Here is a 12,535-nt window from a genome sequence, read left to right as displayed (position 1 = left end):
AAGAGGTATGTCCCCTTTTCTTTGCATACAATGGCGGTAAAAGGGGGCGTTGATTCATGCGGCGCAGGGGGTTCTTTTGGGCAGTTTTCCTGCTTATCATTTACTTTACAGCACCGTTCTGGGGGTGGCGACATAACGGTTTCGCCCCCATCACTGTCCCCGATACCACGCCTGCGCCCTCGCCCACCGCAGAGCCTGCAGCCAGCCAGCCCTACCATGCCGTATGGGTCAGCTATCTGGAGTGGCAGCAGGTAGACTTTTCCTCCGCGCAGGCCTTTTCAGCAGATATTGCCGCCATGTTCGACAATATCGCTGATCTGGGGGCCACCGTGGTGCTGGTCCAGGTGCGCCCCTTTGGCGATGCCCTCTATCCCAGCGACTACTACCCTTTCAGCCATCTTTGCACCGGCACCCAGGGGCAAGGCCCCGGCTTTGACCCCCTGGCCCTGCTGGTGCAGGCGGCCCACGCCCGCGGCCTGCAGCTGGAAGCCTGGATCAACCCCTACCGGCTGCAAAGCGGCAGCATGCCTCTACTGTGTGCCCAAAGTCCCGCCCTGCTCCACCCGGAATGGACCAAAACCACCTCCACCGGCTTATACCTAAACCCCGCCAGTACCGAGGTCCGCGCTTTCATCTCCGATGCCGTCGCCGAGCTGTGCCATAACTATGACTTAGACGGCATCCACTTTGACGACTACTTTTACCCCACCACCGACCCTGCCTTTGACGCTGACGACTACGCTGCCGCAGGCACAGCTCTTTCGCTGGACGATTGGCGGCGGCAAAATGTCAACGCCCTGATGGCCCTGTGCTACCGAACCGCCCACCAATACGGTGTACGGTTCGGCGTCGCACCCATTGGTGACCCGGACCGCAGCTACGCCGACCAATACAGTGATGCCGCCCTATGGCTGGCACAGGGCGGCTATGTGGACTATCTGATGCCCCAGCTGTATTGGGGGCAAAACTACACCAAAAACGGCAGCACAGCTCAAAGCCTGTGCCAGCTGGCCGCGCGGTGGGCAGCCCTGCCCCGGGCCGAGGACGTTACCCTGGCCGTTGGGTTGGGGGCCTACCGCATCGGCGATGGCGACGGCAGTGACACCCCCGGTGAGTGGTCGACCGGCCACAGCCTAGCCGACCAACTGGCCGCACTGAACACACTTGGCATCGATTACATTGGGCTGTACCGTTACGATTCTCTATTTAACAACACCGCCTATCCCACCCTGGCCGCGGCCGAGCAGGACAGCGTGGCGCAAATCTGGCGCGGCGACTAAACTCAGCAGCCCGGTTGGGTGTTCAGCCGGTAGCCGACCTTAAACACGGTCTGTATCTCCTTATCCAGGCCCAACTTGGTGCGCAGACGGTTGATATGTACATCCACCGTGCGGCTGGCGCCCACATACTCGTAGCCCCAGGCCGTGGTCAGCAGTTCGCCGCGGGTCAGCGCCAGGTCGCGCTTGCGGATCAGCATCTCCAGCAGGGCATATTCCCGCGGGGTGAGCCGCACAGGCTTGCCGTTTTTCCACACGCGGCGGGCGGTCAAATCTACCCGCAGGTCATTGAGGGCAAACACCTCATTGCGCCGGGCCGCTGCCTCCTGAGCCGCTTTTACGATCATATCTTTCGTCATGGCTGTTTCCTTTCGTTGTTATTTACTATATATAATAACGACAGATGTTTCGGATTTGTTACAATTCCGGCCATTTTTTTATTTTCCCCAGCTATTTGTTGATTATTTGGGACTTTTCCCCCGGGTTTCCTACACTTTTCAACATAGTTTTCCCCAACCGTGTTGAAAACTTATGTTTTACGTTATATCGTACAATGGCAAAAATTACACCTTTTTCCTGTAGAAATCACTACCAGGTTTTCCACAAAGATGATGGACTTTTCCCCTGCTGATTCCGAGCGTTGCGGCGAGTTTTGCAAAGTTTTCCACGGAATAAAAGGTTCGTTGTACCAACAGTTTTTTGTTGTTTCCACGGGATTCAACCGTGTTTTCAACATTTTCAACATAGTTTTCCACATTTCCAATGTGTAAAAGAATGGATTCTTGTTGAAAACCCGGTCGAAACTGTTTAAAACTCATAGTTGTAAATAAATTGTAACAGATTTTCACCATCTGTCTAATGGCTCATTTTCCGCAAAACAAAGGGATTTTTGCACTTTTTGCTAATATTTCAAAGTCCATTCATACACCGTTCAAAATTTTAGTCCATGCTATAGAATGTACAAGAAAAGGAGGAACCCCTATGAAAGAGACCACACCTCCAAAGGACCCTAAAAAGAAACTTTGGATTGGTTATGCCGTTATTATCGCGATTTTGTTTGCCTGCAACCTGTTCCTGTTCCCAGCCATGATGCAGGCCAAAGTCAAAAGCGTGAACTACAGCACCTTCCTGCAGATGCTGGAGAACAAGCAGCTTTCCACCGTCCAGATTGAAGATCAGCAGATCTACTTTGTGGATAACGAGAATAACTCCTACAAGACCAACGCCATCGCCCAGGATAACAACCTGGTCACCCGGCTGGAGGATGCAGGGGTCGAGTTTGGCACTGTCTACCAAAGTCCTACCATCTGGGACAGCCTGCTGAACCTGGCCATCTCGCTGCTTCCGATGATCCTGCTGTTCTGGTGGCTGAACCGCTACATCGGCAAAAAAATGCAGAGCATGGGCGGCGCTAACTCGATGCTATTCGGCGGTGGCAAGTCCGGCGCCAAACAGTACGTGGTGGACGACAAGACCGGCATCAAGTTCAACGACGTGGCCGGTGAGGACGAAGCCAAGGAGAGCCTGCAGGAAATCGTCGACTTTTTAAACAACCCCCAAAAGTACGAGGACATCGGCGCCAAAATGCCCAAGGGCGTGCTGCTGGTAGGCCCTCCGGGTACCGGCAAAACGCTGCTGGCCCGCGCTGTGGCTGGCGAGGCCGGCGTGCCCTTCTTCTCCATCGCCGGCAGTGAGTTTGTGGAGATGTTCGTGGGCATGGGTGCCTCCAAGGTGCGTGACCTGTTCAAACAGGCGGGCGAAAAAGCGCCCTGCATCGTGTTTATCGATGAGATTGATACCATCGGCAAAAAGCGTGATGGTGCCAGCGGCCTGGGCGGCAACGACGAGCGCGAGCAGACCCTGAACCAGCTGCTGACCGAGATGGACGGCTTCGACGCCACCAAGGGCGTTGTGATTCTGGCCGCCACCAACCGGCCGGAATCCCTGGACCCGGCCCTGACCCGCCCCGGCCGTTTTGACCGCCGCGTACCCGTGGAGCTGCCTGACCTGAAAGGCCGCGAGAGCATCCTGCGCCTGCACGCCAAAAAGGTCAAGATTGGTCCCGACTGCGACTTTCCCGTTGTGGCCCGCATGACCCCCGGTGCTTCCGGCGCTGAGTTGGCCAACATCATCAACGAAGCCGCGCTGTGCGCCGTACGCCACCACCGCAAGGCCGTGACCCAGTACGACCTGCAGGAGGCCGTGGACACCATCCTGGCCGGTGCGCAGAAGAAGAACAAGATCCTGAACGACAAGGAAAAGTGCATCGTGGCGTACCACGAGGTCGGCCACGCGCTGGTGGCGGCGCTGCAATCCCACAGTGCGCCGGTACAGAAGATCACCATCGTGCCCCGCACGTCGGGTGCGCTGGGCTTCACCATGCAGGTGGAGGACGGCGACCACACCCTGATGACCAAGGAAGAGATATTGAATAAGATTGCCACCTTCACCGGCGGCCGCGCGGCCGAAGAGCTGATCTTCCACTCCATCACCACTGGTGCCTCCAACGATATTGAGCAGGCCACCAAGATGGCCCGTGCCCTGATCACCCGCTACGGCATGACCGAGGACTTTGACATGGTGGCCCTGGAGACCGTGAACAACGCCTATCTGGGCGGCGACGCCAGCCTGGCCTGCAGCGAGCAGACCGCCAGCCGCGTGGACGCCAAGGTGGTGGAGATCGTGCAGGAGCAGCACAAGAAGGCCTACAAACTGCTGGCCGACAACCGCCGCAAGCTGGACGAGATTGCCCAGTACCTGTACGAAAAAGAGACCATCTCCGGCGAGGAGTTTATGCGGATTTTGAACGCACAGCCGCAATTGCCCGCCGCCACACCGGCAGATTCTACAAACAACAGCCTATAAATTTGGATGGTTTTTGTTCAATTTTTGCTTGACGAACGCCGTCCTGCCCTGTATCATTAAAGAAAACCTGCCAGTGAGAGGGGGCAATACAAGAGTGACTTTTGAAGACTTGCAGGAACTGCTGGCAGAGCAGTTCAGCTGCGACACATCCGAGCTGGAACGCGGTGTAACGCTGGCCGATTTGGGCGCCGACCATGAGGATATGGTCGAGTTGGCCTGGGGGCTGGGCGAAGCCGTGGGCACCGAAATCGATGAAAGTGATTTGAGCGTTGATTTCACGATCGGCGAGCTTTGGCGCTTTGTTCATGACGCAGAAGAAAATGCTGACCTGTGACCTTTACACTTCCCGCAGCAAATGATAAGAGCCTGTCCTTATTGAAAAGGACAGGCTCTTTTGTTCATGTTTGCGTAAGGGTTTAACCGCGGGTGCCCACAACGCTGGAATCAGTGCTCCAGCCCTGCAGGTCGGTGGGGGTCAGGCTGGATTGCCAGCTTTCGTGCTGCTCCTCCCACTGGTCCCAGGCCGCCTGGCTGCGGATGGTGGTGCCGGTCTCAAAGGCATCATCCCATGGGTTGGCCGGGTCAGGGTCGGTGGGGTCCCAGCCACGCTTCTCGGTATCGGCGGGGTCGGTGTAGATGGTGCCGGGCTTGCCCATGGGGCCGGGGTTCTCGGCGTCGGCGTAGATCAGCACCGGCGTGCCCAGTGGGCAATTATCGTAGATCCACTTGACATCCACCACTTCCAGCCGGATGCAGCCCAGGCTAGCCGAGGTACCCAGCAGGTTGTACTCATCGTACTCGATGTCGTCCTTGTGCTGGCTATAGTAGGGCACGCTGTGGAACAGGTAGGAGTCAAAAATACGTGTGGCGTACTGCCCGTAGCTGGGGCCCATCAGCAGCCGCCAATCGTAATCCACCGGCGTGGCATAGTAGCCCAGCGGGGTGTCCACGCCGCCGCTGCACACCATGGCCATAAAGGGCACCGTGTAGCGGCCGTCCTCGTCGGCAGTGTAGACCGTCACCACGTTGGCATCGCGGTTCACGGCCAGGAAGTACGGTGTGCCCTCTTTTGCCTGCAGGGTCATGCCGTAGGGGGCATACTGCTTTTCCAGCTCCTCCATGATGGTTTTGCCGGCGTCGTTCCAGGTGGAAGGGTCGGTGACCTGCGGGGCATCCTTGGTGGCGTTGCTGGCCGTCGATGCCATGGTCTTGGCCTCCTCGGGCGTCTGGGTGGGTTCCGGCGTGGGTTCTACTTCCTCCAGCACGGTCTCCACTTCCTGCTTAACTTCCTGCTCGATTTCCGGGAGCACATCCTTAGTTTCTCCGCAGGCAGAAAGCAGCACAGCCGCCAGCAGTACCGGCAAAATACGGCGCACAATCGTCATAGTTTCTCCTTAATGTTGCTTTGTTACACCGTACTCGGTGCTTACGAATTTTTCAAAGGCCACAAAGCTGCGGCGGACCTTTTCGGTCTCGATGCAGTAGGCCATGCGGAAGTAGCCCGGGCAGCCGAAGCTGTCGCCCGGTACCAACGCCAGGTCATATTTCATGGCTTTCTGGCAGAAGACTTTGGCGTCCTTCTCCAGCGCTTTCGGGAAGATGTAAAAGGTGCCGTCCGGCTTGCAGACCGTAAATCCCAGGGCTTTCAGCTCATCGTAGATCAGCTCCATGTTCGTCTCGTAGACAGACAGGTCGCTGGTCTCCTCCAGACATTCGGCCACGGCGCGCTGGAACAGGCCCGACGGGCAGTTATGGCCGGTGCCGCGGGAGATCTGGCCGCACATCGGCACGATGTAGGCGGCATCCTCGCAGCGGGGGTTGGCCGCCACATAGCCGATACGCTCGCCCGGCACACTCAGACTCTTGGAGAAGGAGTAGCAGGTAAGCGTATCATCGTAGAATTTAGCGGGGTACGGGATGGTCTTGCCGCCAAAGGCGATTTCGCGGTAGGGCTCATCCGAGATCAGGAAGATATGGTGCCCATACTCGGCGCTCTTTTTCTTCAGGTAAGCAGCCAGCTTAGTCAGCGTCTCGGCGCTGTAGGCCGTGCCGCTGGGGTTATTGGGCGAGTTGATGAGTATGGCGGCGGTGTTCTCGTCCACCAGGCTGTCCAGCACGTCAAAGTTGACCTGGAAATCCTCGCAGCGGGGCGGGGCCACGCGCAGGGTCAGGCCTGCACCCTCCACATAGGGCTTATACTCCGGGAAGAACGGCGCAAAAGTGACGATGTTCTGCCCCGGCACAGCAATGCAGCGCACCGCATGGGCCAGCGCGCCGGCTGCGCCGGTGGTCATAAAGATATGGTCGCCGGTGTAGTCCATGCCAAAGCGGCGGTTCAGGCTTTCGGCCACCTTAGCGCGCACGTCGGGCAGGGTCAGCGTGGGCGTGTAGCCGTGCAGCGTGACCGGGTCCACATGCTCCAGCAGATCCAGGCAGACATCGGTAAATTTTTGCGGTGCGGGCACCGAGGGGTTGCCCAGCGAATAATCGAACACATTCTCGTATCCGATCTCGGCGCCACGGGCGGTGCTCCACTCCGAGATCTGGCGGATGACCGATTTTGCCCCCAGCATGTCTTTATAATGCTGTGCGATCATAATAACAACACTCCCTTGCGAAAATCCGTTCTTCCTGCGAATCCCGTTTTTTTGATTTTTACTGCAAAATCACCTTTTCCAAGTCTTGCATGGTCGCGGCCAGGTACTCGGCCCCGGCCTGCTGCAATTCCTCTTGAGTGCGGAAGCCCCATAGCACGCCGCAGCAGGGCAGCCCGGCGTTATGGGCCGTTGCCACATCCACGTTGCTGTCGCCGACGTAGAGCACTTCCCCGCTCTCGGCCGTCACACCCAGTTTTTTCATCAGGGCGCAGGTGCCCTGGGGTGCGGGTTTGGTGGGCACATCGGGCAGTGCGCCGCGCACGATCTCAAACAGGCTGCTGTCGAAGTACCGTGCCACCACGGCGCGGGCGAATTCATCGGCTTTATTTGAGAAAACTGCCATCTTTACGCCGTTTTTTTGCAATTTCGCCAACAATTCCGGCATACCGGGGTACGGGGCGGTTTTGTCGTGCATGTGGGCGCCATATACTGTATCAAATTCGGCCAGCGTTTTTTGCAGCGTTTCTGGGTCGCGCTGATCCTCGGGGCTGAACCGCTCCACCAGTTTGGGGATGCCGTTACCGACGAAGTATTTATATTGTGCGGTGTCATGTTCCGGCCAGCCGTGGGCTTTGCACACGCGGTTGGCGGAATCAGCCAGGTCGTCGATGGTATTCAGCAAGGTGCCGTCCAGGTCAAACAGTACGGTTTTAAACATTCCATTCACCTCAAAATTCTCATGTTCTTTCTTATTATAGTTGTATTTGCCAAAAACAGCAAGGCGAATTTGTCCAATTTACCCTCAAACCCGGAAATTCCTTGTAAAATTCTCGAAAAGCTGTGTCACTTTCGACATTTTATGGTATGATATACTTATTATAAAGGAGGTTTTACCCCAATGGAATTTTTCCTAAATCTTCTGCGCTCGGTGGCGTATGGCATCATCGAGGGCGTTACCGAATGGCTGCCGATTTCCAGTACCGGCCACATGATCCTAGCGGAGCAGGTTCTTAAATTCAGTTTCAGCGCCGAGTTTATGGAGATGTTCCGCGTGGTCATCCAGCTGGGCGCGATTCTGGCGGTCGTCGTTCTCTATTTCAAAAAGCTGTGGCCGTTCTGCGCCGACAATGGCCGGGATTCCGGTTTTTCCCGGCATTTCCGCTGGCCAGTGGTGCGTCTGTGGTGCAAGATCATTGTAGCCTGCGTCCCGGCTGCGGTTTTGGGCCTGCTGCTGGATGATTGGCTGGATGCTCATCTGTATAACAGCATTACCGTGGCCCTGATGCTCATCATCTACGGTATCGCGTTTATCCTCATTGAGCGCCGCCCCCGCGTGCCCACCACTACCAAGCTGAGCCGCATCACCTACAAGCAGGCCCTCATCGTGGGTGCCTGGCAGGTTCTGGCTCTGATTCCAGGCACTTCCCGCAGCGGTTCCACCATCATTGGCGGTCTGCTTTGCGGTATGAGCCGCCCGGCTGCTTCCCAGTTCACCTTCTTCCTGGCTATTCCCGTTATGGCAGGTGCTTCGGGCCTCAAGCTTGTCAAGTTCCTGGCCAAGGGCGGCGTGTTCACCCTGGCCGAGATTTCGGCCCTGCTGGTAGGCTGCATTGTGGCTTTCGTGGTCTCCATGCTGGCCATTCGCTTCTTGATGAACTACGTGAAGAAGCATACTTTTACCGCCTTCGGCTGGTACCGCATCGCCTTGGGCATCGTTGTCCTGGGAATTTGGGCACTGCAGACTTTTGTGCTGGCATAATGGGATGAGGTTCTCTGTCCTTTTCTTATAAGAAAAGGACCAAAAGAATTTTTAATTAAAAATGGGAGGCATGGCCTACGGCCATACCTCCCACTTTTGTTTATAATTTTTTTGGTTCTTTCTTTGTAAAGAAAGAACGGGAAACTTCACCCCATCACAACAAAAAGTTCCCACCTGCTCAGCGCAGGTGGGAACTTTTTTATGCCGTTAAGCGGTGCCTATACAAGATTACTTGTACAGGTCGACCAGCTTGGTCAGGTGGGTGTAACGAGCATCGGCAACTTCCTGGTTCTTCTCGAACAGCTCCTTAGCACGATCCGGGAAGGCGCGTGCCAGACGGCTGTAACGAGTCTCGTTAGCCAGGAACTCCTGATACTTGGACATATCGCCAGCCTTGGAGGTCAGGGTGAACGGATTCTTGCCCTCTGCCTTAGCAGCGGGGTTGAAGGAGAACAGGTTCCAGTAACCAGCAGCAACTGCCTTCTTCATCTCGTTCTGGCAGTTGGTCATGCCGCCCTTAACACCGTGCAGCTCGCAGGGAGCGTAGCCGATGATCAGAGACGGGCCGGGATAAGCCTCGGCCTCAGCGATGACCTTGACAGCCTGAGCCATGTTGGCGCCCAGAGCAATCTGAGCAACATAGATGTAGCCGTAGGTCATGCAGATCTCAGCCAGAGACTTCTTGCTGATTTCCTTACCGGCAGCAGCGAACTGGCAGACCTCACCGATGTTGGAGGCCTTGGAAGCCTGTCCGCCGGTGTTGGAGTACATCTCGGTGTCGAAGACCATAACGTTGACATCGTGGCCGGAAGCCAGGACGTGATCCAAACCGCCGTAACCAATGTCGTATGCCCAGCCGTCGCCGCCGAAGATCCAGAAGCTCTTCTTAGCCAGGTACTGCTTATCCTTCAGGATCTCAGCAGCCTCGGCGCTGCCGTCAGCCTCGAGAGCTGCGACCAGAGCCTTTGCAGGAGCGTCGTTGGCCTTGGTGTTGTTCTTGGTGGCCAGGAAGTTGTCAATGGCAGCATCCAGGTCAGCATTCTTGCCCTTCAGGGCCTCAACCTTGGTGATCAGGTTGGCGCGGACGGTCTCATAACCGATCTGCATGCCCAGGCCGTGCTCAGCGTTGTCCTCGAACAGAGAGTTGATCCAGGCGGGGCCGTGGCCAGACTCTTTGTTGGTGGTGTACGGGCTGATAGAAGCGGTACCACCCCAGATAGAGGAGCAGCCGGTAGCGTTGGAGATGAACATCTTCTCGCCGAACAGCTGGGTGATCAGGCGGGCATAAGAGGTCTCGGCGCAGCCTGCGCAGGAGCCAGAGAACTCAAGCAGCGGTTGGTTGAACTGAGAACCCTTGACGGAAACCTCGGAAACAACACCGGGGACGTTGTCCTTCTTGCGGATGTTCTCGACGCAGTAGTCGAAAGCAGCCTGCTGAGCGGACTGGCTCTCCTGCGGCTTCATCTCGATGGCCTTGGTGGGGCAGACGGTGACGCACTCGCCGCAACCCATGCAGTCCAGAGGAGAAACAGCCATGGTGAACTTGTACTCGCTTGCCTTGGGCTTGGTGTCGGCCAGCTTGGTGCTCTCGGGAGCGTTGGCGGCCTCATCAGCGGTCAGGCAGAACGGACGGATGGTAGCATGAGAGCAAACAAATGCACACTGGTTGCACTGGATGCACTTCTCAGCATCCCACTCGGGAACCATAACAGCAGTGCCGCGCTTCTCGTAAGCAGAAGCACCCTGCTCCCACTCGCCGTTGACGTTGCCCTCGAAGGCAGAAACAGGCAGGCTGTCGCCGTCCATACGGGCGATGGGCTCCATGATATCGCGAATCTGCTTGACCAGGGCGTCGGGTCCCTTCAGGGCCTTCGGAGCCGGATCAGCAGCGGGGTTGGACCAGGAGGCGGGGACCTCGACCTTATGGACAGCGTCCAGGCCGGCATCGATGGCCTTCCAGTTCATCTGGACAACAGCGTCGCCCTTCTTGCCGTAGCTCTTCTTGGCAGCGGCCTTCATGTACTCGACAGCGTCGTCGATGGGCATGACGTCAGCCAGCTTGAAGAAGGCAGACTGCAGAATGGTGTTGGTGCGCTTGCCCATACCAATCTCGATAGCCTTATCAATAGCGTTGATGGTGTACAGCTGAATGTTGTTATCAGCAATGTACTTCTTATCAGCAGCGTTCAGATGCTCGTCCAGCTCCTCATCGGTCCACTGGCAGTTGATCATGAAGACGCCGCCCGGCTTGACATCCTGGACCATCTTCATGCCCATGTGGATGTAAGCGGGGTTGTGGCAGGCCACGAAGTCAGCCTGGTTGATGTAGTAGGGGCTGCGGATGGGCTTATCGCCGAAACGCAGATGGCTGATGGTAACGCCACCGGTCTTCTTGGAGTCATACTGGAAGTAAGCCTGAATGTACTTGTCAGTATGGTCGCCGATGATCTTGGTGGAGTTCTTGTTAGCACCGACAGTACCGTCGCCGCCGAGACCCCAGAACTTGCACTCCTTGGTGCCGGGGGCGGAGGTGATGGGAGCGGGCTTGACCTCAGGCAGGCTGAGGTTGGTCACATCGTCGGTAATACCGATGGTGAAGCGGGGCTTCGGAGCGTCCTTCTCCAGCTCGGTGTAGATAGCGAAGACAGAGGACGGCGGGGTGTCCTTGGAGCCCAGGCCGTAGCGGCCGCCGGTCAGAACGACATCGTTCATGCCAGCCTCACGCAGGGTGGTGGCAACATCCAGGTACAGGGGCTCGCCCAGGGAGCCGGGCTCCTTGGTGCGGTCCAGAACAGCGATCTTCTTGACCGTCTTGGGCAGGACCTTCAGCAGAGCGGAAGAAACCCAGGGACGATACAGGCGGACCAGAACCAGGCCAACCTTCTCGCCTTTAGCGGTCAGGTAGTCAACAACTTCCTCTGCAACGTCGCAGATGGAGCCCATGGCGATGATGACGCGGTCAGCATCCTCGGCGCCGTAGTAGTTGAACAGGTCGTAGTTGGTACCCAGCTTCTCGTTGATCTTGGCCATGTACTTCTCAACAACAGCGGGCAGGGCCTCGTAAGCGGGGTTGCAAGCCTCACGATGCTGGAAGAAGACGTCGCCGTTCTCGTGAGAACCGCGCATCTTGGGGTGTTCGGGGTTCAGGGCCTTAGCACGGAACTCCTCGACAGCCTCCATGTTGCACATTTCCTTCAGATCGGCGTAGTCCCACTTCTCGATCTTCTGGATCTCGTGAGAAGTACGGAAACCGTCGAAGAAGTTCACGAAGGGAACGTGACCCTCGATGGCAGACAGATGAGCCACGGGAGACAGGTCCATAACTTCCTGCGGGTTGCTCTCAGCCAGCATAGCGAAGCCGGTCTGACGAACAGCCATAACGTCGCTGTGGTCACCGAAGATGTTCAGGGACTGGGTAGCAACGGTACGGGCAGACACGTCGAAGACGCAGGGCAGCTGCTCGGCTGCGATCTTGTACATGTTGGGGATCATCAGCAGCAGGCCCTGAGAGGCGGTGAAGGTGGTGGTGATAGCACCAGTACCGAGAGAACCGTGCACGGCACCGGCAGCACCGGCCTCGGACTCCATCTCAACAACCTTGACCTGGTTGCCGAAGATGTTCTTCAGACCGGCAGCGCTCCACTGGTCAACAGTGTCGGCCATGGGGCTGGAGGGGGTGATGGGGTAGATGGCAGCCACATCGGTGAATGCATAAGCTACATGCGCCGCAGCGGTATTGCCGTCCATAGACTGTTTTGCTCTGGGCATTTTTCTTCCTCCGTTTTCATTAGAGTGTATTGCATTTCCGCGCGGGTGTCATGCCGCACGGGCCCACGTTTATCTGTTTGGCGGCCTGTAGTTTGCTCCGGGCGCACTGATAGATAAACGCTTTTGCATAGCTTTATTGTACCAAAAAACGCCCCCATTCGTAAAGGGGTTTTATTTAGAATATTGCACAGATTTTTTTGTCCGATGTGTACATTTTGACCATTTTCACCAAATGGCAGTTTTTTTACCCTTTTTGCAGGGACATTTTC

At 56.7% G+C, this 12,535-nt stretch carries 9 protein-coding genes; 4 read left to right on the top strand and 5 right to left on the bottom strand.

Annotated elements, in window-relative coordinates; genetic code table 11:
* The first annotated feature begins 56 nt into the window (after nucleotides 1–56).
* The gene (locus OGM81_06155) at nucleotides 57–1,280 is read left to right on the top strand and encodes a family 10 glycosylhydrolase (GenBank protein ID UYJ44705.1); all 1,224 of its coding nucleotides are present in this window, start codon (nucleotides 57–59) and stop codon (nucleotides 1,278–1,280) included.
* Between the two features lie 2 nt (nucleotides 1,281–1,282).
* On the opposite strand, the gene OGM81_06150 is transcribed toward OGM81_06155, so the two are convergent.
* Entirely contained in the window at nucleotides 1,283–1,636 is a 354-nt protein-coding gene (locus OGM81_06150; protein ID UYJ44704.1) for a winged helix-turn-helix domain-containing protein, read from the bottom strand.
* A 622-nt stretch (nucleotides 1,637–2,258) separates the two neighbouring features.
* Here OGM81_06150 and ftsH point away from each other — a divergent pair.
* Together ftsH and OGM81_06140 are read left to right on the top strand one after the other, a co-directional pair.
* Nucleotides 2,259–4,142, top strand: a complete 1,884-nt coding sequence (gene ftsH, locus OGM81_06145; GenBank protein ID UYJ44703.1) for an ATP-dependent zinc metalloprotease FtsH — start codon at nucleotides 2,259–2,261, stop codon at nucleotides 4,140–4,142.
* A gap of 94 nt (nucleotides 4,143–4,236) precedes the next feature.
* Nucleotides 4,237–4,476, top strand: coding sequence for a phosphopantetheine-binding protein (locus OGM81_06140; GenBank protein UYJ44702.1), 240 nt, complete (start codon nucleotides 4,237–4,239; stop codon nucleotides 4,474–4,476).
* Between the two features lie 82 nt (nucleotides 4,477–4,558).
* On the opposite strand, the gene OGM81_06135 is transcribed toward OGM81_06140, so the two are convergent.
* The 3 genes from OGM81_06135 to OGM81_06125 are packed head-to-tail and all read right to left on the bottom strand — an operon-like array spanning nucleotide 4,559 to nucleotide 7,457.
* Entirely contained in the window at nucleotides 4,559–5,527 is a 969-nt protein-coding gene (locus OGM81_06135) for a L,D-transpeptidase (protein UYJ44701.1), read from the bottom strand.
* Between the two features lie 9 nt (nucleotides 5,528–5,536).
* Nucleotides 5,537–6,739: a pyridoxal phosphate-dependent aminotransferase gene (locus OGM81_06130; GenBank protein UYJ44700.1), complete on the bottom strand. Its 1,203-nt coding sequence runs from the start codon at nucleotides 6,737–6,739 to the stop codon at nucleotides 5,537–5,539.
* 58 nt (nucleotides 6,740–6,797) lie between these two features.
* Nucleotides 6,798–7,457 carry an HAD family hydrolase gene (locus OGM81_06125; protein UYJ44699.1) on the bottom strand — a complete coding sequence of 220 codons (660 nt, stop codon included), beginning with the start codon at nucleotides 7,455–7,457 and terminating at the stop codon, nucleotides 6,798–6,800.
* A 180-nt stretch (nucleotides 7,458–7,637) separates the two neighbouring features.
* Here OGM81_06125 and OGM81_06120 point away from each other — a divergent pair, with 180 nt between their 5' ends.
* Nucleotides 7,638–8,498, top strand: a complete 861-nt coding sequence (locus tag OGM81_06120; protein UYJ44698.1) for an undecaprenyl-diphosphate phosphatase — start codon at nucleotides 7,638–7,640, stop codon at nucleotides 8,496–8,498.
* Between the two features lie 228 nt (nucleotides 8,499–8,726).
* Here OGM81_06120 and nifJ read toward each other — a convergent pair whose 3' ends face one another.
* Nucleotides 8,727–12,266: a pyruvate:ferredoxin (flavodoxin) oxidoreductase gene (gene nifJ / locus OGM81_06115; protein ID UYJ44697.1), complete on the bottom strand. Its 3,540-nt coding sequence runs from the start codon at nucleotides 12,264–12,266 to the stop codon at nucleotides 8,727–8,729.
* Between the last annotated feature and the right edge of the window lie 269 nt (nucleotides 12,267–12,535).

Source organism: Oscillospiraceae bacterium, from assembly GCA_025758045.1.
GTDB lineage: Bacteria > Bacillota > Clostridia > Oscillospirales > Ruminococcaceae > Gemmiger.
This window is presented reverse-complemented; position numbering and strand designations above follow the sequence as displayed.

What these genes read in the sequence shown, in the direction of transcription:
- OGM81_06135 (UYJ44701.1), bottom strand. Translation starts at nt 5,527, where the DNA reads ATGACGATTGTGCGCCGTATTTTGCCGGTACTGCTGGCGGCTGTGCTG.
- OGM81_06120 (UYJ44698.1), top strand. Translation starts at nt 7,638, where the DNA reads ATGGAATTTTTCCTAAATCTTCTGCGCTCGGTGGCGTATGGCATCATC.
- ftsH (UYJ44703.1), top strand. Translation starts at nt 2,259, where the DNA reads ATGAAAGAGACCACACCTCCAAAGGACCCTAAAAAGAAACTTTGGATT.
- OGM81_06125 (UYJ44699.1), bottom strand. Translation starts at nt 7,457, where the DNA reads ATGTTTAAAACCGTACTGTTTGACCTGGACGGCACCTTGCTGAATACC.
- OGM81_06155 (UYJ44705.1), top strand. Translation starts at nt 57, where the DNA reads ATGCGGCGCAGGGGGTTCTTTTGGGCAGTTTTCCTGCTTATCATTTAC.
- OGM81_06150 (UYJ44704.1), bottom strand. Translation starts at nt 1,636, where the DNA reads ATGACGAAAGATATGATCGTAAAAGCGGCTCAGGAGGCAGCGGCCCGG.
- OGM81_06130 (UYJ44700.1), bottom strand. Translation starts at nt 6,739, where the DNA reads ATGATCGCACAGCATTATAAAGACATGCTGGGGGCAAAATCGGTCATC.
- nifJ (UYJ44697.1), bottom strand. Translation starts at nt 12,266, where the DNA reads ATGCCCAGAGCAAAACAGTCTATGGACGGCAATACCGCTGCGGCGCAT.